The organism is uncultured Roseobacter sp., from assembly GCF_947491795.1.
GTDB lineage: Bacteria > Pseudomonadota > Alphaproteobacteria > Rhodobacterales > Rhodobacteraceae > Roseobacter.
This window is the reverse complement of sequence record NZ_CANLKW010000003.1, coordinates 132,247-152,546: the sequence shown is the minus strand read 5'-3', so window position 1 is coordinate 152,546 and position 20,300 is coordinate 132,247. Positions and strand designations below refer to the sequence as shown.

General features: G+C 59.8%; 10 protein-coding genes. 7 read left to right on the top strand and 3 right to left on the bottom strand.

Annotation, left to right across the window (positions count from 1 at the left end; all coding sequences use genetic code 11):
- Window positions 1-3 precede the first annotated feature (3 nt).
- Window positions 4-2,280, bottom strand: coding sequence for a CHASE2 domain-containing protein (locus Q1A34_RS12665; protein ID WP_300034478.1), 2,277 nt, complete (start codon window positions 2,278-2,280; stop codon window positions 4-6).
- A 278-nt stretch (window positions 2,281-2,558) separates the two neighbouring features.
- On the opposite strand from Q1A34_RS12665, the gene Q1A34_RS12660 reads away from it, so the two are divergent.
- From Q1A34_RS12660 to Q1A34_RS12645, 4 genes are all read left to right on the top strand, one after another.
- On the top strand, window positions 2,559-6,689 hold the full coding sequence (locus tag Q1A34_RS12660) for an Ig-like domain-containing protein (RefSeq protein ID WP_300034477.1): 4,131 nt from the start codon (window positions 2,559-2,561) through the stop codon (window positions 6,687-6,689).
- Window positions 6,690-6,832: 143 nt separating this feature from the next.
- Window positions 6,833-8,473, top strand: a complete 1,641-nt coding sequence (locus Q1A34_RS12655; RefSeq protein ID WP_300034476.1) for an alpha-amylase family glycosyl hydrolase — start codon at window positions 6,833-6,835, stop codon at window positions 8,471-8,473.
- Between the two features lie 204 nt (window positions 8,474-8,677).
- Entirely contained in the window at window positions 8,678-10,423 is a 1,746-nt protein-coding gene (locus Q1A34_RS12650) for an autotransporter assembly complex family protein (RefSeq protein WP_300034475.1), read from the top strand.
- Window positions 10,420-14,031, top strand: coding sequence for a translocation/assembly module TamB domain-containing protein (locus tag Q1A34_RS12645; protein WP_300034474.1), 3,612 nt, complete (start codon window positions 10,420-10,422; stop codon window positions 14,029-14,031). Before Q1A34_RS12650 ends, Q1A34_RS12645 begins: the two co-directional genes overlap by 4 nt.
- Here Q1A34_RS12645 and Q1A34_RS12640 read toward each other — a convergent pair.
- Complete coding sequence (locus Q1A34_RS12640; RefSeq protein WP_300034473.1) at window positions 14,025-14,549, bottom strand: flavin reductase family protein; 525 nt, start codon at window positions 14,547-14,549, stop codon at window positions 14,025-14,027. The two genes, Q1A34_RS12645 and Q1A34_RS12640, sit on opposite strands and share 7 nt — an antisense overlap.
- A 142-nt stretch (window positions 14,550-14,691) precedes the next feature.
- Window positions 14,692-16,653 (bottom strand): acetate--CoA ligase, encoded by a 1,962-nt coding sequence (gene acs / locus Q1A34_RS12635; RefSeq protein ID WP_300034470.1) that lies wholly within the window; start codon window positions 16,651-16,653, stop codon window positions 14,692-14,694.
- Between the two features lie 436 nt (window positions 16,654-17,089).
- Here acs and Q1A34_RS12630 point away from each other — a divergent pair, with 436 nt between their 5' ends.
- From Q1A34_RS12630 to Q1A34_RS12620, 3 genes are all read left to right on the top strand, one after another.
- Window positions 17,090-18,106, top strand: coding sequence for a C4-dicarboxylate TRAP transporter substrate-binding protein (locus Q1A34_RS12630; protein ID WP_300034467.1), 1,017 nt, complete (start codon window positions 17,090-17,092; stop codon window positions 18,104-18,106).
- Between the two features lie 62 nt (window positions 18,107-18,168).
- A complete protein-coding gene (locus Q1A34_RS12625; protein WP_300034464.1) occupies window positions 18,169-18,798 on the top strand; it encodes a TRAP transporter small permease subunit in 630 nt (209 codons plus the stop codon).
- The gene (locus Q1A34_RS12620) at window positions 18,798-20,198 is read left to right on the top strand and encodes a TRAP transporter large permease (protein ID WP_300034461.1); all 1,401 of its coding nucleotides are present in this window, start codon (window positions 18,798-18,800) and stop codon (window positions 20,196-20,198) included. Before Q1A34_RS12625 ends, Q1A34_RS12620 begins: the two co-directional genes overlap by 1 nt.
- Window positions 20,199-20,300: the final 102 nt, after the last annotated feature.

The following is a 20,300-nucleotide window of genomic DNA, read 5'->3' as shown; positions in this document are numbered from 1 at the left end:
CGGTTACTTTCCGGTAGAGGCATAGACCCCGTCCCAGTCGTGGGGTGGCGGGTCGACGCGCAGGTCAGCGATACGGCCGCGATAAAGCTCCAGGTATTCTTCCAGATCAACACCGGCAGCGCGGCTCAGCCCGGACAGTGACGCAAGAGTGCTGTCTGCTGTGTCCCAGTCCCGCTCGCGGTAGGCCGCCAGCATCCGGTCGTTTGCGGCAGTCAGTGCCTGAAACGACGCATCAGACCGCAGCCTGTCGTGTCCGAAGAGCCCGAAAACAGTTTCCGGCACCTCTTTGCCGACCACGCGTATCCGGTCCAGTTCGAGAAGAGCCATGTCGTCGCGCACAAACGCAGCGGTCGTCTGACCCAGAATGATCGCGCAGCCATAATAGCGCGATTGTCCTTCCAGCCGCGATGCAACATTCACCGGATCGCCCAGAGCGGTATAGTCAAAGCGGGTATCGCTTCCCATGTTGCCGACGACACACTGTCCGGTGTTGATCCCAATCCCGACGTTGAGCCGGTGTGTAGAGCGCCCGTCTGCCTTGTCGCGCCGCGCGCCGGGGCGGGCGCGCCGCGCGCCGGGGCGGGCGCGCCGCGCGCCGGGGCGGGCGCGCCGCGTGTTGAATTTTTCCACATCCGCGATCATGCGCAGCGCGGCGTGGCAGGCGGCATGGGGGTGCTGGTCGTGATCCAGCGGCGCGTTCCAAAAGGCCATGACCGCGTCGCCCATAAATTTGTCGATGGTACCTTTGTTGTCCATGATAGCTTTGGACAGGATGGTAAGGAAGCGGTTCATCAGGACCGTCAGGGACTGTGGGTCGTCCCTGAAATCCTCTGCAATGGCGGTAAAGCCACGCACATCGCTGAACAGGAGTGTGAGTTCTCGCGATTCTCCGCCGAGGGTCAGCTGGCCCTGGTTCTCACTGAGCTGGTTGACGAGATCAGGCGAGACATACTGGCCAAAGGCATTTCTGATCTCGCGCCGCTGACGTTCCTCGCGCAGGTAATTCACGGTCGAGATCAGCATGATCGCTGTGGCCGTTGCGAGCACAGGGAACGTCGGGTCCACCAGAACTCGGTGTTCGTAAAACATGTAATACGACCAGGCGACATAACCCGCCAGCAACACCATCGAGCTGGAAATCAGCAGCCGCGCGGTCAGGCTGGGTGCAAAAATGATCACCAGCGAACACAGCACCAGCGTCAGAACCAGCTCGACGGCAATCGCATAGTTGGGCCGGTTCAGCAGCGTTTTGGCCATAATGTTTTCCAACACCTGGGCATGGATTTCCACCCCGGCCATCGGCACGCCCAGCGGGGTGGCGCGAAAATCCTCCAACCCGATGGCAGAGGTCCCCACCAGCACCAGATGACCTGCCATTCGCCCGGGCGGCATTCGTCCCTCCAGCAGGTCCGCCGCGCGCACGTATCGGGCCGCGGACGAAGGGGTCAGATAGGGCCAGACAGTGCCATCGCGTGCGGTTGGAACAAGCTGGCGCGCCAGAACGACCCCCTCGATGCCGGCCTCGTTCGTGCGTATCGCATAGGTGCCGCCGCCGGTCGCGACCCGTAACAGCTCAGGCGTCAGTCCCAGCCGTATTTTGCCCTGGACCAGCATCACCAGTGGCACCCTGCGGTAGACACCGTCCGGATCAGGCCGCGTTGCAAACATTCCGCGTCCGGCAGCATTCGCTTCCAGCTCCGGCAGGTTCTGCAGAATGTCCGGAAAGCTCAGCAGAAAGGGCCTCGGATCCGGGCCGATCAGAGCCGGGGGCATATCGACCATCTCACGTTTTTCGGAGCGGTTCCCGGCGAGCGACCGGACCGTCGCCTGACCGACGATCACACGTGATTTTGCAAAAGCCTCAGCCAGCAGTGCATCATTCTCCGGCATCCTGCGCAACTGTTCTGCCAGTTCCCCTGGCATGTCCGGATTGTCCCTTGCGATCTGGGGCGGGGACAGCCTGTCGGGTTCTGAAAACACAATATCGAACCCTATGGCGACGGCACCGTCCATGGTCGCCCTCGTCACAAGCTCTGCGACACGGGTCCGGGGCCAGGGCCATTGGCCGATCTCTTCAATACTTGTGTCGTCAACGTCAAGGATTGTGACGGGCAGCTGGGCGAGATCGCGCGGCTTTGACTGGTGATAAAAATCAAATGCAGCGTTCCGCAGCGTGGCCAGCGGCAGCGGGTCACCAACCCGAATCGCCAGACCGAACAGCAGCCCTAAAAAGGCAAAAACCCTGATCCAGCCGAGCCACTTGGAAAACCAGTCTTTCATAGGGGCGCAGGCCTGACGGTTAATTTGTGAACAATATCAGCATCAAGGCCGACTTTTGAATTCCTGAGGACCATTTGTGACCAAAAAGCTGAGCGGATCAACCCTGTGGGATTCGTCTAATTGTTTCTAAAGTGTTAATAATCGAGCTAAAAAGTTGCTCTTGCGCTGAATTGTGGCAGCATTTGGGCAATTGTCAGGGGAATGTGTCGTGGTTCACATACGGGCCGCGCGGTAATTGTTAAAAAACTGATTAAGTTGTTTGTACTGGGAATACTGAAGTGTCTTTGCAGATCACAGGGATCCGTCAGCCTTCTGAAGCTGTTGTTGCACTCATTGCGGGCAGTGACGGCCGGTTGACCGTTGAAAACAGCGACCAGCTGTTTGCCGGGACGTTCACGCGGTCCGGATCCGATCTTTTTATTTCACACGATGGTATGCCGGATGTTTTCATTCCAGGCTATTTCCTGAGCCAAAATCCGTTCGACATTTATGATCCGAACGGCGCTGTTCTCAAGGGCGAAACGATTGCGCTTCTGGCCGGACCACTGGCGCCGGGTCAGTATGCGCAGACCGGTGCTGTTGCCCCGGGCGGTAACCCGATCGGTCAGGTCGAGACCGTGAACGGCGAGGCCACGGTACAGCGGACAGATGGCACGGTTGAGGTGCTGCAGGTCGGATCGCGGATCTATGAGCAGGATGTGATCCAGACGGCTGACGGCGCAGCGGTTTCTGTTACTTTTGTCGACGGAACAATTTTCACGCTGGCGTCGGCCTCGCGGATGGTGATCGACGAACTTATCTATGATCCGGAGTCGACGGAGAATGCCGGGGGGTTCAGCCTGCTGCAGGGCAGCTTTGTTTTCATCGCCGGGCAGGTCGCCAAAACCGGAGATATGGAAGTCAGCACCCCGTCGTCCACTATGGGTATCCGCGGTACGACCGTTCTGGTGCAGGTCACTGCCACAGGCGGTGTTGTGACCAGTGCGGTCACCCTGACCCGCGACCCGGATGGCAGTGTTGGCATTGTTGAGTTGCGGGACGCTGATGGCAACCTCGTCGCCAATATTACTGACACGGACACCAAATGGCTGGTCTCGTCTGCCGGTGGAGAAACACGTGAAGTTCTGCGCACCCTTCAGGATGATGCGGATGACAATCTTCTGATCGCGGAGGCCTTCGCTGCTTTCCGTTCCGCTGTTGCGCGCGTTGACAGCGGTGACACATTTGTGACGCTCAGCGATCCGGATGTTTCTCCTTTGCCGTCGGGCAGCGGACTTACAGGTGACAACAGCCTCCAGGTCGACTCCATAGACGAACCAACCACCATCGAAACAGTGCCGGATGTCGATGCCGACGACACGGATGATTTTGTGCCGTTTGATGATGGCGAACTGCAACCCGACCTCAGCGACGAACCACAGATTTTCACCGTGTCAGGCCCTGAGGATGCATCCGGCGCCAGCGCGATCTCCGGACAGGTCGATGTCGTTGGCGGGACAGGCACGCTGATCTATTCGCTGTCCGCACCGCCCGGCGCAGGAACCGTCTCCTTTAATCCGGATGGATCGTTCAGTTTTGAGCCGGCCCCCGATTTCAACGGGACGGACAGCTTCAGCTTTACTGTGGTGGACGAAGAAGGTGATACCGCGCAGGGTATTGTGTTTGTCGAAGTTCTGCCGGTAAACGACGCACCGGTGGCGACCGCCGGTGCTGCCAGTGTCCCGGAAGATGGTATTCTGATCGGAACCGCACCTGCGACCGATATCGACGGCGACGTCCTCGCGTTTTCTGTCCTGAGTGCACCTGCCAACGGTGAACTGGTGCTGCAGGACAACGGTACCTATTCCTACACGCCGGATACCGATTTTGCTGGCACTGACAGTTTCGGTTTCCGCGTCACGGACCCCGACGGTCTGACATCTGATGGCGTGGTTACGCTTACTGTGACCCAGACAAACGACGCGCCGTTTGTCATCCCCGGATCGTCTGATCTGACCGGGTCTCTTACGGTTGGTCCGACCGTGGAAACGGTCAGTGGCGATCTCGTTGCCGGTGACATCGACCCGGGCGACACGCAAACCTGGTCGGGTACCGGAACCAGCGAGTTCGGCGCGTTCAGTGTCGATCCTGGTGGCACCTGGACCTTTACCCTGGACCCGGACGGTGCGCGCCGTATCTCTCAGGGCGAAACCGAAGTCGTAACCTTTACAGCGACCGTTACGGATGCTGCGGCTGCGTCGACGGACCAGCAGGTGTCGATCACGCTGACCGGTATTAACAACGCGCCTGTAGCAAGCGCGGGTGACAGCGATCTGAGCGGAGACATCGACGAGGCCGTCGAGGATACCAGCATCTCGGGAACTCTCGCGGCCACGGATGCAGATGACATTTCTGTGCTGACATGGACGATTGCGGCATCCTCCGCAGTTTATGGCGTTTTCTCGGTAACAGCGAGTGGGGTTTGGACCTACACCATCGACAACGCTGCAGCTGACCCGCTGGAAGCAGGCGAAACGGCTGCAGAAACGCTGACCGTGCGCGTGACAGATGAGTTTGGCGCTTTTGACGACGAAACGGTGACGGTGACCGTGACCGGCACAAACGACGCGCCGATCGTCAGCCGGACCAGTATTTTTGAGACGACAGATGGTATCGCCGTTGCGGATACGCTGACAGCCCTCGACATTGACGGCACCGGTCCGCTGACTTTTGCAGCGGGCGGTGATGCTCCGGAAAATGGAAGTGTATCAATCGGTTCTGACGGGACGTTCACGTATATTCCTGATCCGGGCTTTATGGGTGTCGACCGCTTTACCTATACGGTTGCGGATGGTGATGGTGGCCAGACCACCGGTATTGTCGAGATCGAGGTTGAAAACGCCGATGTTACGGATGGCGATCAGAGTGTGACGATCGGCGTGTCTCGCCATGCAACTGCGGATACCGCCGCCGGTGCGGTCGTCTTTGACGTAGAAAACGACGCGCCGACAACACGGGTGAACCTCGCGGTTGTTATGGACAGTTCGGGCAGTATTTCGACAGACCTCTGGGCCAGTCTGCTGCAGTCTGTGGATGATGCGATGCAGATACTTGCGGATCAGTTTGCGGGCTCGTCCACACAGGTGGACCTGCGCTTTGTGACATTCGCATCATTCGCTTCGTCTTCCGCAAAGGTCGATCTGCAAAGCGACGACCTGTCCTCTGTGATCCTAGGCCTGCCCTACCTGGGGACGGGGACAAACTGGCAGGAGGCATTCAGTGAGGCGGGCGAGTTTCTGCTGGAAGAGCCGGCCAGCCAGACGAACTACATGATCTTTGTAACCGATGGCAAACCATCCAGCGGAGGCTGGGAGACGTCTCTTGCGGATCTGACCAACCCTGCCGACGGGCGGGACCCGGTTTTCATAAGCGCATTTGGTTTTGGCAACGCGGATTTGGTTCAGCTGAGGGATGTGGACCCGGACGCCAGTTTGCTTGCGTCCCCTTCGGATCTGGCGGCGGCCTTTCAGGAGACGCCTCTTTTTGCACCTGAGCTGATCGATCTTTCTGTCGTGCTCGAAGCAGACGGGGTTGATCGTGGCGAAATCGCTGACGAGACGATTGCGGGGCTCCGGCTGGAGGGCATCGACTATGAACTCCCGCTGGCCTCAATTGAAAATATCGCTGATCTTCTGGGCAATGATAACCGTCTGACGATTACGGCGCGCTTTGACACGGATGGCGACAAAAGCACAGCTGAGCTGGAACTGACTTCGCTCGATGCGCTTGGACGTGCGGACGGCGCACAGGTCATCACGGGTCTGAACGATGCGGATCTGCTCTTTGGCAGCGACGCGGACGATACGATCAACGGCGGGGCCGGTGATGATGTCATTCTTGCCTATGATGGGGATGACATCATCAACGCCGGTGCCGGGGACGACACCGTTCTGGCGGGTGATGGTGACGACCGGATCACAGCGAGCGAAATGCCGGTTGGCACTGACGTGGTCCGCGGGGGCGTTGGGCGCGACGTTTTTGCGGCGGATGTTGCTGACATCACGGCACTGCTGGCGGCAACTGACCTGTCGGGGATTGAGGCAATTGACATGGACAACGGGCGCGCGGACGCGCTTGAACTGGATCTTGCAGACATCGTGTCATTGTCCGATACGCCCGACACGGATCTGGAGGCACTGCTTGGCGCGGCTTTGCCGGAAAGTGTCACGATCTATGGTGAAACCGGCGATACTCTGAACGTGACCACGGGCGCAGGCGAGAGCCTGTGGGATGCCGGGCTGGGCACTGTGACGGACGGCAGCGGCGAGCAGTTCACGATCTATGAATACGTCGATTCGGGTGGTGAAATCCTGGCGACGCTGGCCGTCGGAATAGATGTCGGTGTCGCGTCAGACGGGGCCACTGTCTGACGCAGCCCTGAGTGCAGCGCCACTGTGCAGCAGCACGCTTTTTTACCTGATTTTGACCGGCCGGCCCGTGCTGCAGGGTTTTATTCCTGTCGGATGGTGGTTACCTGTGGCCCTGACCGGGCACACAGCGACCTGAGGAAAAGATGGTTCAGCAAACACAATTGCAGACAGACCCCGACTGGTGGAAAGGCTGCACAATTTACCAGATCTATCCGCGCAGTTTTCAGGACAGCAACGACGATGGTATCGGCGATCTGGGCGGGATCGTAGACCGGATGGGTTATATTGCCTCGCTGGGTGTGGATGCGATCTGGATTTCTCCTTTCTTCACCTCGCCGATGAAAGACTTTGGCTATGATGTGACCGACTACTGTGATGTCGATCCGATGTTCGGCACACTGGCCGATTTTGATGCCTTGGTTGAGGCCGCACACCATCATGGTCTGCGCGTTATGATCGATCTTGTGCTGTCTCATACCTCTGATCAGCACCCATGGTTCATCGAAAGCCGGGCCAGCCGCGAAGGCCCGCGCAGCGACTGGTACGTCTGGGCAGATCCGAAACCCGATGGCACTGCGCCAAACAACTGGTTGTCTATCTTTGGTGGTCCCGCGTGGCAGTGGAATGCACAGCGCGAACAATACTATCTGCACAATTTCCTGACGTCGCAGCCCGATCTGAACTTCCACAGCGAGGATGTACAGAACGCATTGCTGGGTGTGACGCGGTTCTGGCTGGACCGCGGGGTAGACGGTTTCCGTCTGGATACAGTGAATTTCTACTATGCGGACCGGGATCTGCGCGACAATCCTGCGCTGCCAAAAGAAGAGCGTTCGGCGGTGCTGACCCCATCGGTCAACCCGTATAACCACCAGGACCATGTGTTTTCCAAGAACCGTCCTGAAAACCTCGAGTTTCTTGCCCGGTTTCGCGCGCTGCTGGATGAATACAACGCAATCACGTCTCTGGGCGAAATCGGCGACGCGCTGCATGGGCTGGACCTGCTGGGGCAGTACACGTCCGGCAATGACGCGCTGCACATGTGCTATGCCTTTGAGTTTCTGGCAGGCGAAAAGCTGACGGCCTCCAGGGTCGCGCAGGTCTTTGATGAGCTGGGGCGTGTTGCGGGAAATGGCGGGGCGGCTTGGGCGTTTTCGAACCACGATGTGATGCGCCACGGGTCCCGCTGGGACCTGACACCGGCGGCGCTGCGGCTGCATGCGACGCTTCTGCTGTGCCTTCCCGGTGCCGCCTGCCTTTATCAGGGAGAAGAGCTGGGATTGCCCGAGGCAGAGGTGCCATTCGAAGACATACAGGACCCTTATGGCATTGAATTCTGGCCGGAATTCAAAGGCCGTGACGGGTGCCGGACACCCATGGCCTGGACCGCCGACGCACTGAATGCGGGGTTCACACCGTCTGTTCCTTGGTTACCGGTTTCGCACAGCCACCTGGAACACGCCGTCGATATTCAGGAGAAAGCGCCCGGATCGCTGTTGCAGCATTACCGCCACGCGCTGGCCTTCCGCAAAGAACACCCGGCGCTGCGGCATGGGACACATGACGGCGTTTTTGCCTATGGTGATGTCCTGCATTTCACCCGCTCTGCTGATGATGAAACACTGTTCTGTGCCTTTAACATGTCGGACACCCCGTCCATGCATGCGCTGCCGCCTGGCGAATGGGAAACCATCGCCCAGGAACTGGGCGGTTGCAGTCCCGGTGCGGAAAACCGCCTGCACCTCGGCCCCTGGCAGGTGTGCATCGCACGCCGCACCGGCTGACCGGCGCGGGTGCGTCAAATTTCCCAAGCAGACTGATTGCAGTCCGGTGGCGGAACCCGTTACACAGGACTACGAGTTCCGGCACGACGCTGCCCGTCGTGCTTTTCACGAGCAGGCCCTGGGGGGCAGACTATGCGATTTTCGGCTTTGGCCAGGTGGGTACCGCTGTACCCTGTTTGCGTAACTGTATTGTTTTCCTGCCTGTTGGCACTGCCCGCAGCCGCATTTGATGTTCAGATACGTGGTGAGCTTGATGAAGCGCTGCGCGTTCAGCTGGAGGGGGGCTCGCTCCTGGTCGAGCAGGCCGCGTCAGAAGAGGCTGTTTCACCACAGGAAATCGTCTCCACTGCTCAGGCCGATTATCAGAGACTTCTGGCGGTGCTTTACGATGCGGGCTATTTCGGCGCAGTCATAGAGATCAAACTGGATGGGCGCGAGGCGACATCCATCCCCCCTGTAAATCCGCCTTCGTCTGTCAGACAGGCCGTTGTGACGATCCGGCCCGGGCGTGTTTTCCGGTTTGGCCGGGCCTCCATCGCGCCGCTTGCACCGGGAACAGACCTGCCTGAGGGTTTCGCCACTGGCCAGACCGCCGGGCTGGGATTGCTCAAAAACACGGCCAGCGCGGGGATCGATGGCTGGCGCGACGCAGGTCATGCCCGCGCGGAACTGGCCAGCCAGTCGCTGACCGCACGCCACGCGCAACAGGAGATCAACGCAGACCTGGTTCTGGCCCCTGGACCGCGTTTCCGTTTTGGCCCTCTGTCGGTTGAAGGGGAGAGCACCGTTCGCACAAAGCGAATCCTTGAAATCGCAGGCCTGCCCGAGGGGGAGGTATTCTCGCCTGACGAACTGCGCGCATCGGGTGACCGGCTGCGCCGTACCGGCGCTTTCAGCTCTGTGGCGATGGTCGAGGCCGATGGACCGGTGGTTGGGGATGCCCTGCCCGTGACGGTAAAAGTGGCTGATGCAAAACCACGGCGGTTTGGTTTCGGTGCCGAACTGGCGACGCTGGAGGGGCTGACCCTCAGTGCGTTCTGGATGCACCGCAACCTGCTGGGCGGTGCCGAGCGGCTGCGCTTTGAGGGAGAGATCAAGGGCATCGGTGGGGAGACCGGCGGCACGGATTACCGTCTCGAGACACGTTTTGATCGTCCGGCAACCTTTAACGAGGACACAGGCTTTTATGCACTGACCGAAATCGAACAATTGGATCAGGTCAGTTTCTTCTCGCGCCAGGTGACGGTGGAGGCTGGGATTGAACGTATTGCATCTGACCAGCGCAGCTACCGGCTCGGACTTGGGCTGCGTCGTGCGCAGACGCGCGACGACTTTGGTGAAGCCGATTATACGCTTTTGCTGGTCCCTGCAGGTGCCACTTTTGACTATCGCGACCGGCCGCTGGATGCGCGCCGGGGATATTATGCCGATGTCGAAGTCTCACCCTTTGTTGCGCTCAGCGGCGCGGACAATGGCGTGCTGACCACCGCCGATCTGCGCGGGTACCGCACCTTTGGAGAGACGAACCCGACCACCCTGGCGTTGCGGTTGCAGTTTGGCTCGGTGGCCGGACCGGCGCTTAACGTGGCACCGGCTGATTTCCTGTTTTACTCCGGCGGCGGTGGCACGGTGCGGGGTCATGATTTCCAGTCGCTGGGTGTGGATCTGGGCGGTGGGCGCGAAGTCGGCGGCCGGTCTTTTCTGGGGTTAAGTGCAGAGATGCGTTTCCGTACGTCCGGCAGCCTGGGGTATGTGGGTTTCATCGACGCGGGCTACATCGGCGAGGAATCCTTTCCTGATGGATCAGGCGAATGGCAATCCGGCGCAGGGGTGGGTCTGCGCTATGACACCGGGATCGGGCCGATCCGTGTGGATCTGGCCACGGCAACGTCCGGCAACGATGATGCCTCATCCTTTCAGATTTATATTGGCATAGGACAATCGTTTTGAGACATCTACTTGGTCTGCTGATTTCCTTGTGCCTTCTGGTGCCTGCTGCTTTTGCGCAGGACGATGACGGCGGCGGCTTTCTGACCCGCACGATAGAGGATGCGCTCTCCGGTGCCGGGCGCGATGTCCAGATCAGCGGGTTTCGCGGCGCGCTGAGTTCAGAGGCGTCTTTTGACCGGATGACGATCGCGGATGCCGAAGGTATCTGGCTGACGCTGGAAGAGGTAACGCTCAACTGGAGCCGCGCCGCCCTGCTGCGCGGACGCCTGCAGGTGGACAGGCTGAGTGCCGCGTCGCTGATACTTCCCCGTCTGCCAGAGGCGGAGGAAACGGAGGAGCTGCCTGCAGCCGAGGCGGGTGGATTTGCGCTGCCCGATCTGCCCGTAAGCATCAATATCGAAGCCTTTGAGGTCAGCCGCATTGAACTGGGCGCTCCCTTGCTGGGCGAAGAGACGGTTCTGAAAGTTGCGGCGGCGGCACGTCTGGACGATGACGGGCTACAGCTGGACCTGACGGCTGACCGCCTCGACAGCGCTGCGGGGCGTTTTTTGCTCAAGGCCGGGTTTGCGCGGGAAACCGAAATTATCCTGCTGGATCTCGATCTGGAGGAAGAAGCCGGAGGGATCGCATCCCATCTGCTGAACCTGCCGGGAGACCCGTCCGTCGATCTCAGTGTTGCGGGCGAGGGCCCGCTCGATGCGTTCACGGCCGAGATCAACCTGGCCACGGATGGCGCGCCCCGGATGGCAGGGCGCGTGGACCTGATCGCCCTGACCCCAGAGGCAGAAGGCGCAGCGCCGGACCGGCGTATCATTGCAGAGATTGGTGGCGACATCACCGCAATTCTGGCACCGGAATACCGCGATTTCTTTGGCCAGGACGTGGGTCTGACAGCGGATACCCTGCTGGAGGCAAGCGGTGCCGTGGATGTCAGCCGTTTTGCTCTGCGTTCGGCGGCGGCACAGCTTGAGGGCAGCGTGCGCATCAACGAAGACGGGTGGCCTGCTTTTATCGATGTGGACGGACAGATCGGCAAGGGCGGCGAGCCTGTTGTTCTGCCGGGGACAGATGCCGGAACAACCATCAGTGCCGTGACCCTGTCGGTGGATTTTGACGCGGCCAACGGCGATATGCTCAGGGGTGACTTTGACATCCGTGATCTTGTGCAGAAAGACGTGCAGATCGCCCGAACGCAGCTGAGGCTGGATGGTACGCTCGAAGGGACGCCGGGCAGCATCGGGCAGCTGCTCACTGACCTTGATCTGGCGGCCACGGGTATTGAGCTTGCAGACCCGGATGTGGCAACGGCCCTCGGCGACAGCGTGACCGGCCAGGCCAACATCAACTACATCGAAGGCCAGCCGATACGGATCAGCGATTTGCGGGTGTCCGGTGCGGACTACGGGCTGGACGGCGATGTCATTATCCGCGGCCTCGATGGCGGCTTTCCAACGCGACTGACACTGGCCGTCAAAGCTGCTGACCTTTCGCGGTTTGCACCTCTGGCCGGGCAGCCGGTTGCGGGGGCCGCTGATCTGGAAGTGTCCGGCAATATCACGCCCCTGGCCGGTACATTTGATCTGCGGATTGCGGGCAGCACAGATGATATCACGCTGCAGATTGAACAGGCAGATGCGCTGATGAAAGGGCGGACGGAGCTGTCGCTGCAGGCTGTCCGGGATCAGTCGGGCACATTCGTGCGCGATCTGCTGCTGCGCAATGCAGCTCTGGATGTGGCCGCAGATGCATCGCTGCAAAGTGGTCAGAGCGCCGTGGCAGGCAGGGCTGCCCTTTCTGACATCGCGCTGGTGCTGCCACAGTATAAGGGCGCTGTGGTTGTGACGGCCGAAGCGTCACAGGATGCGCGCGGCTGGACCGTCGACGGTGAGGTCGAGGCACCCTATGACGGGTTGCTCACTGTGGCGGGCCTCGTCACCGGACCGGACGCAGACATGAACATCACGGTCAGCCTGCCAGAGATCAGCCCGCTGGTCCCCCAGGCGAGCGGACCGCTGGATGCCGCTGCGCGTATCTGGCAATCTCCGCAGGGCTACCGTGTCGATGCGACAGCCGGCGGGCCCTTTCAGGCGCGTGTGGCCGTCAATGGTCTGGCCACCGGACCGGACGCGTCAGTCAATTTCACCGCGGATCTGCCGGACATCGGGGTTTTTGTGCCGGAAATTCGGGGTCCGCTGAACCTCAAAGGCCTTGCCGCGCGGGCGGGTGAGGCCTGGCGCGTGGATACAGAGGCGCTCGGTCCTTCGGGCACGCGCGCTGACATCGCAGGGACTGTCGCGCCGGACGGGATGCTGGATATGACGATTGATGGCGCGTTGCCACTTGGTCTCGCGCAGCCTTTTCTGGCGCCGCGCAGTCTGCAGGGGCAGGCGCAGTTTGATCTGGCCGTGCAGGGCGCGCCGGGGCTCGAGGCTGTCAGCGGGCGCATTACGACCTCCGGCGCTACATTCACTGCGCCGAACCTGCGCCTTGGCCTGACCGGACTGGACACCAGGATCAATCTGTCCGGCGGCAGGGCTCAGATTGATATGGGCGGTGACGTAGTTGCGGGTGGCAGGATCGAGGCCGGTGGCAGTCTGGGTCTGGGCGGGTCGCTGCCCGCTGATCTGACCGTGCGGCTGCTCAATACTGTGCTGACAGATCCGCGGCTCTATACCACGACGCTGAACGGCAATATCGGCATCAATGGCCCACTCAGCGGCGGTGCGCGTATCGGCGGAGAGATCAATATCGGCGACACGACTGTCACGGTGCCTTCGACGGGGCTGACCAGCATCGGGAGCATTCCGCCCATCACACATGTCGGCGCGCCGGGGGATGTTAATGTGACGCGCCGGCGCGCGGATGTTATCCCAAAGCCTGACAGCGGCGGGCAGGGGGCGTCAGCCGGTGGGCCTGTCTTTGGCCTAGGCATTGTGGTCAATGCGCCGGGGCGTATTTTCGTAAGGGGGCGCGGCCTCGATGCTGAACTGGGCGGGAACCTTGAGATCACCGGAACCACTGCGCGCATCATCTCTGCCGGTCAGTTTGATCTGGTCCGTGGTCGCCTGGATATTCTGGCAAAACGCTATGATCTGACCGAAGGGTCGGTTCAGTTTCTGGGCAGTCTGACGCCCTATATCCGCTTTGTAACCACCTCGACGACACGTGACGGAACGGCGAGCATTGTGATCGAGGGGGCCGCCGATGATCTGGAGGTGTCTTTTGTCTCTGATCCGGATGCGCCTGAGGACGAAGTGCTGGCGCAGCTGCTCTTTGGCCGTGATATCAGCCAGTTGTCCGCCTTTCAGGCGCTGCAACTGGCCAACGCTGTTGCCACTCTGGCAGGCCGCGGCGGCTCAGGCATCATTGGCAACCTGCGCGAAGGCTTCGGGCTCGATGACTTTGATGTCACCACCTCTGACAGCGGTGAGACCGAAGTACGTGCGGGCAAGTACATCTCCGAAAATGTCTACACAGATGTCACCACGTCCGGCGGTGATGCCGAGATTTCGCTGAACATCGACCTGACGGATTCCTTCAAGGCGCGCGGGTCCGTCGACGGTGACGGAAACACCGGTGTGGGCATCTTTTTTGAGCGCGACTACTGAGCGGTAAGCGTCGTTTCCGTAAAGCTGCCGAACCGGCCCTGGTCAAATAACAGACCGGGTGCGTTGCGGTTGTTCAGCGTCACTTTTCTGACCAGCCCCAGAACAAGCGAGTGATCGCCCGCCGGATGCACGGCGTAAGGCACGCAATCAAAGGCGGCGAGGCAGTTGCGCAATATGGGTCTGCCGTCCGCCCCCGGGGCCCAGTCGGCTGTGCTGAAACCATCGCCGCTGGTCGCAAAATGACGGGCAACATGCAGCTGATCCGCCGCCAGAACGTGGATTGAAAAACGCTCTGCCTCAACAAAGGCATTGTGACGTTTTGAATTTTTTGCCGGGCACCACAGAACAAGCGGTGGGTCCAGCGACACCGAAGAAAAAGAGTTTGCCGTCATGCCCAGACTGCCTTCGGGCCGTTCTGTGGTGATCACGGTCACGCCCGTTGCATAGCAGCCGAAAGCGCGGCGCAGGTTGCCGGTGTCGTCAGGCGACGGCTCAAAGTTCAGGGGAGTATCTGCCACGGGCTGTTGCGTCCTCAGAGCGCTGTTCAGCTTCGACATAACGCCCGCACCTGTGCGGGCAAGGCGCACCAAACGATTTCGACCGTTTAAAACGCAACCGCGCGGCTCGTGGGCCGCGCGGTCAGAGTGTCGCGTGCTGTCATCAGCGGTTCATACGGTTGTCGATCAGATCATCCACTACGGACGGATCCGCAAGGGTCGACGTATCGCCCAGAGCGCCATAGTCGTTTTCAGCGATTTTACGCAGAATACGGCGCATGATTTTGCCAGAGCGGGTTTTCGGCAGGCCCGGTGCCCACTGGATCAGGTCCGGGCTGGCAATCGGGCCAATCTCCTGACGGACCCAGGTCCGCAGCTCTTTGCGCAGCTCTTCGGAGGGCTCTTCGCCGCCCATCAGGGTGACATAGCAATAGATGCCCTGGCCTTTGATATCATGCGGATAGCCGACCACGGCAGCCTCGGCAACTTTGGCATGCGCGACCAGCGCGCTTTCCACCTCGGCCGTGCCCATCCGGTGGCCCGAGACGTTGATCACATCGTCCACACGACCGGTGATCCAGTAATCTCCGTCCGCGTCGCGTTTGCAGCCATCACCTGTGAAATAGTATCCTTTGTAATCCGAGAAATAGGTCTTCTCGAACCGTTCGTGATCCCCCCAGACAGACCGCATCTGACCCGGCCAGCTGTCCGCAATACACAGAACACCTTCCACGTCATTGCCTTCGATGACTTCACCGGATGTGGGTTCGAGCACCACGGGTTTAATGCCAAAGAACGGCTTCATCGCAGAGCCGGGTTTCATCGCATGCGCGCCGGGCAGCGGGGTCATCAGGTGTCCGCCGGTTTCGGTCTGCCACCATGTGTCAACGATCGGGCATTTTCCCTTGCCCACAACGTTGTTGTACCAGTTCCAGGCCTCGGGATTGATGGGCTCACCCACCGTGCCAAGGACACGCAGATCGCTCAGATCGCAGCCCTCAACAAACTGGTTGCCCTGGCCCATCAGCGCGCGGATGGCTGTTGGTGCTGTGTAGAACTGATTGACTTTGTGCTTTTCGCAGACCTGCCAGAAACGCGAGGCGTCGGGATAGGTGGGGACCCCCTCGAACATGACGGTGGTGGCCCCGTTGGCCAGTGGTCCGTAGACGATATAGCTGTGGCCGGTCACCCAGCCGACATCTGCGGTGCACCAGAAGATATCACCCTCGTGATAGTCAAAGGTGATCTCATGTGTCATGGCGGCGTAGACGATATAGCCGCCGGTGGTGTGCACCACGCCTTTGGGCATACCGGTAGAGCCGGATGTGTACAGGATAAAGAGCGGATCCTCTGCGCCCATTTCCTCGGGCGGGCAATCCGCCGAGGCTTCTGCGGCCAGCGCGTTGTAATCAAAATCGCGGCCTTCGGTCCATGTTGTCTGACCGCCGGTACGCTTTACCACGAGGCATTTGACGCTGTCGGCGCATTGCGCCAGAGCCGTGTCTGCATTGGCTTTGAGCGGCGTATTGCGGCCACCGCGCGGGGCTTCGTCTGCTGTAATGACAACCTTTGCCTCGGACCCGTTGACCCGGGCCGCCAGCGCGTCCGGAGAGAAGCCGGCAAAGACAATCGAGTGGATTGCGCCAATCCGTGCACAGGCCAGCATGGCATAAGCGGCCTCTGGGATCATCGGCATGTAAATGATGACGCGGTCGCCTTTGGCGACGCCCATATCTTTGAGTACGTTGGCCATTTTGCTGACGGAGGTGTGCAGCTCACGATAGGTGATGTGCTTTGCCGTGTCCTCCGGGCTGTCAGGCTCCCAGATGATCGCCGTCTGGTCACCGCGTGTTTCAAGATGCCGGTCGATGCAGTTGGCCGAAACATTGAGCGTGCCGTCCGCGTACCAGTTGATCGACACGTTTCCGAGCGTGAAGTCGATATCCTTGACCTGCGTAAAGGGCTTGATCCAGTCGATCCTCTCGGCCTCGCTGCGCCAGAATGCGTCCGGGTCAGTGACAGAGGCGGTATACATCTGATCATACTTTGCGCCGTCGATATGTGCCCGGGCAGTCATTTCAGCAGATGGTGGAAAGGTTTTTTGCGCGGAACCGGTATCGGCCATTCAGGTGTCCCCCCAGAAGTTATATTCGCCGCACCGCAGGTTTCTCATCCCTGGCACAGGGCGGATCAGCGGGCAGATGTGCGCGGATCATACCGTTATCTGAAAAGAAGTGAATAACCCACCGGAATATATAGGTTTAATTGTAAATTTGTTGATTTCGCATTTGCGGCATCTGTAAAGCATTTTGATATCGGCGCAATTTTCTGCGTCTTTCCTGCGGATTGACTGTCAATTCCTGCTTTTGGCGCTGGCTCCCGTTCGGGTTGTGTTCTGCTCTGCAGCATAAGTGCAAAAGGGATCAGCCGCCCGGACGAATGATACTGCATCGCCGAGCGCCCCTGGGTGATGCGCGTTTCAGGGCTTGGCACCAGGAGCCTGCGGTACTAGTTTTGCGCCAAGCACGCCCCTTGTGAGGTGTGCAAACAGGGAGAAACATATGAACAGATTACTCAGCGCCGCAGCGGTTGGCGCCATAAGCTTCGCATTTGTATCCGAGGCCGCAGCTACAGAATGGAACGTTTCCGTCTGGGGAAAGCGGCGCGCGTTCACAGAGCATGTTGAAAAACTTGCCGAGCTGGTGTCCGAAAAAACGGGCGGCGAATTCACGATGAACGTCAGCTACGGCGGTTTGAGCAAGAACCGTGAAAATCTCGATGGTATTTCCATTGGCGCGTTCGAGATGGCGCAGTTCTGCGCGGGGTATCACCGTGACAAAAACCGCGTGATCACCGTTCTGGAACTGCCGTTCCTGGGGGTCGAGAACCTGGAGCAGGAAGTCGCAGTGTCCAAAGCGGTCTATGCGCACCCTGCAGCCACAGAAGAAATGGCACAGTGGAACGCAAAACTGCTGATGACCTCGCCGATGCCGCAGTACAACCTGGTCGGCACAGGCGAGCCCCGTGACGAACTGGCCGATTTTGAAGGCATGCGTGTCCGTGCAACCGGTGGCCTGGGCGAAGCGTTCAAAGCCGTGGGCGGCGTACCGACATCCGTCACAGCAACCGAAGCCTATCAGGCGATGGAAGGCGGCGTTGTGGACACAGTGGCCTTTGCCCAGCACGCGCACCTGAGCTTTGGCACGATCAACCAGGCGGACTGGTGGACGGCGAACCTCAACCCCGGCACCGTGAACTGCCCCGTTGTGGTGAACATCGACGCCTACGAGTCGCTGTCGGATGCGCACCGCGAAGCACTGGACAGCTCGGTTGATGAAGCCATCGCGCACTACCTGTCCAACTATGCTGAACTGCTCGAGCGATGGGATTCCGTGCTCGAGGAAAAAGGTGTTCAGAAAGTCGAGATCGACGAAGCTGTTATTGCCGAGTTCCGCACGATTGCGGCAGAACCTGCCAAAAACGCATGGATTGCTGACATGGAATCTCAGGGCCTGCCAGGCCAGGAGCTCTATGACCTGGTGGTCAATGCACTGGCTGAAGCAAAAGGCGGCAGCTGATTTACCCGGGCCGTCCCTGACCGGGGCGGCCCTTTTCAATAAGACGACCGGGGGGCAGAGCAATGGCAGGATCAGCTGCGGTGCTCGAAGATTCCAGTCTGCTGAGCAGGCTGGATCGAGCATTATTACCAATCGAACGCTTTTGCGCGCTGCTGAGCGGTCTTGCGATTTTCTCACTTATGTTTCTGGCTGCATGGTCTGTGACCGGGCGCAAATTCTTTGCGTCTCCGCTGGCGGGATATGTGGACTATATCGAAGCGGCGATGCCGATCATTGCGATTATGGGCGTGTCCTTTGTCCAGCGAGACGGCACGCACGTCCGCATGGACATGCTGGTCAGCGCGCTCAGGGGCCGGATGCTGTGGTTTTTTGAGCTTTTGTCGGTCCTGCTCATTCTGGTGCTGATTGTGGCGCTGACCTGGGGTGCATGGGACCATTTTGACCGGTCTTTTGACTGCGCCCGTCCGCTGTGCAGCCGTGACAGCTCCATCGATATCGGTCTGCCGATCTGGCCGTCGAAACTGGTGGTGCCGATTGCTTTTGGCGTTCTGGTTCTGCGGCTGTTGTTGCAGGCCTGGGGCTATGGTCGTGCGCTTGTGCTGGGGCTTGAAAACCCCGTCGCTGTGCCGCTGAACCTGTCGGTCGCCGAACAGGCTCGGCTCGAGGCAGAAGCGCTGGAGGGCTCTGACTGATGGAACCGATCGAGATTGGCCTCTGGGTCAGTGGTGGTCTGCTGGTCATGGTTGTGCTTGGGATGCGCGTGGCCTTTGCCGCCGCGCTTGCCGGGTTTGTCGGCCTTGTCTGGCTGCGCTGGAACGGGTTTGACTATGACCCGGAGCGCTTTGGCAAGGCACTGGAGATCAGTGTCAAAATCGCAGGTCTGACCCCGCATTCCAAAGTGTCCGCACAGGTCCTCAGCCTGATCCCTGTTTTCATCATGATCGGCTATCTGGCCTATCACGCAAAGCTGACAACGGCGCTGTTTACAGCCGCCAAACGGTGGATCGCCTGGGTGCCTGGCGGTCTGGCCGTCTCTACCGTTTTTGCCACAGCAGGTTTTGCCGCGGTGTCGGGGGCGTCGGTTGCCACGGCGGCCGTTTTCGCGCGTATTGCGATCCCGGAAATGCTCAAGATCGGTTACAACAAACAGTTCGCCGCGGGGGTTGTTGCCGCCGGTGGTACTCTCGCCTCGCTGATCCCGCCGTCGGCCATTCTGGTGATCTATGCGATCATCGTCGAGCAGGACGTGGGCAAACTGCTGCTTGCGGGCTTTTTGCCCGGCATGTTCTCGGCGGTCGTATATGCCATCCTGATTATCGGAATAGCAGTGATCTTCAAAACAGTCGGTCCGCCTGTTGGTGGCTTTACATGGCGTGAACGTTTTGAATCCCTGCCTCCGGCGCTGCCGATTTTCGCGGTGGTCGTGATTATCATCTTCTTTGTCTATAACCCGTTCGGAGACGCCTGGGGCACACCAACAGAAGGTGGCGCAATCGGCGCTTTCATCATCTTTCTGATGGCGCTTTATCGCGGCATGCGCTGGCAACAGCTCAAAGTGGCGCTGCTGGATACCGCCAAACTGACGGTGATGATCTTTTCGATCATCTGGGGTGTGCTGATCTATGTGCGTTTTCTGGGTTTTGCGGAACTGCCCGAAGCCTTTGCCGCCTGGATCACCGCGCTCGAAATGTCGCCGATGCTGATCCTGATCTGCATCCTGCTGGCTTATGCGGTTCTGGGCATGTTCATGGACGCCATCGGCATGCTGCTGCTGACGCTGCCCGTCGTCTACCCGGCCGTAATGGCGCTGAACGGCGGGGAGTTCGTCAGTGCCGCTGACAGTGCCTTTGGCATGTCCGGTCCGATGTGCGCGATCTGGTTCGGTATTCTGGTGGTCAAAATGGCCGAGTTCTGTCTGATTACACCGCCCATCGGGCTGAACTGTTTCGTCGTCGCAGGCGTGCGCGATGACCTGACAGTGCAGGATGTTTTCAAGGGTGTGACACCGTTCTTTGTGGCCGATGCGGTGACCATCGCCCTGTTGGTTGCCTTTCCCGGGATCGTGCTCTTCCTGCCATCACTCGCAGGGTAACCCCTGCGTGGGGGGGCGGCGCAGAAGGATGGGTTTCGTCGGGGCGGATACCGTACTGTCCCGGCGGCTGCGGCATGGCGTTGGCGATGCGGTTGAACCGCG

Coding starts and splice junctions, on each gene's coding strand:
- Q1A34_RS12665 (WP_300034478.1), bottom strand. CDS start 2,280: ATGAAAGACTGGTTTTCCAAGTGGCTCGGCTGGATCAGGGTTTTTGCC.
- Q1A34_RS12625 (WP_300034464.1), top strand. CDS start 18,169: ATGGCAGGATCAGCTGCGGTGCTCGAAGATTCCAGTCTGCTGAGCAGG.
- acs (WP_300034470.1), bottom strand. CDS start 16,653: ATGGCCGATACCGGTTCCGCGCAAAAAACCTTTCCACCATCTGCTGAA.
- Q1A34_RS12620 (WP_300034461.1), top strand. CDS start 18,798: ATGGAACCGATCGAGATTGGCCTCTGGGTCAGTGGTGGTCTGCTGGTC.
- Q1A34_RS12655 (WP_300034476.1), top strand. CDS start 6,833: ATGGTTCAGCAAACACAATTGCAGACAGACCCCGACTGGTGGAAAGGC.
- Q1A34_RS12630 (WP_300034467.1), top strand. CDS start 17,090: ATGAACAGATTACTCAGCGCCGCAGCGGTTGGCGCCATAAGCTTCGCA.